1 protein-coding gene is annotated in these 693 nt (G+C 56.9%); it reads left to right on the forward strand.

Translation table 11 applies throughout. From position 1 onward, the window contains the following. The first annotated feature begins 143 nt into the window (after window positions 1-143). The gene (locus tag ACW4E8_RS41040; RefSeq protein WP_456809700.1) at window positions 144-464 is read left to right on the forward strand and encodes a DUF202 domain-containing protein; all 321 of its coding nucleotides are present in this window, start codon (window positions 144-146) and stop codon (window positions 462-464) included. Window positions 465-693 lie beyond the last annotated feature (229 nt).

The following is a 693-nucleotide window of genomic DNA, read 5'->3' on the forward strand; positions in this document are numbered from 1 at the left end:
TCCCAAGCCCTTCGCATGGTCGAAGTCAGCCGATGACATCCTCGCCAGCATCGAGCGATTTTGTCTACGAATTTCTGACTCAGGACACTAGCTGGTTCACTCGGCATCGTTAGTACGATAAGCGTGCTGGCAACATGGGCTCGATGATTCGCGACCCTGGGCTCCAGCCAGAGCGCACGAACCTCGCCTGGCAGCGCACCATCTGTTCAACATTGGCTTGCTCCGTCCTACTGCTGCGTGTCGCTATCACGGAGGGTAACGTGATGTTGATCTTGCTAGGCGGACTTCATATTGCATCCGCTGCTGCGCTCAGCGGCGTACTACATGCCCGGTTTAAGTCTTTGCCTGATCAACCATCGCATCAGATCCCTCACGCCGACTTGATGCTATGGGTGGCATGTACAACAGCGTTGGCTGTGTCAGGAGCGCTGTTGGTCATAGTGCAAGACATTAGCTTGCCCTGAGCTCTTACTTGACGACCTTTCGGCGTGTGTCAAGGTAGATGATATGACCGCCCCTACGATCGGCGCCCACGGCTAGCCTGCCATGGGCGGCGTAATCTGGCTGCTCCACCTAGTGGCTCAGGAGGCCATCATGTCGGATGGATTTGCCCCCGTGTCCCCGGACACGGTCACACCCTTAGGTTGATAAGGCCATCGCACGCCTGAACTCCCGCGGCGAGCGGTAATTTAG

Source organism: Cupriavidus sp. CP313 (assembly GCF_054072015.1).

Coding starts and splice junctions, on each gene's coding strand:
- ACW4E8_RS41040 (WP_456809700.1), top strand. CDS start 144: ATGATTCGCGACCCTGGGCTCCAGCCAGAGCGCACGAACCTCGCCTGG.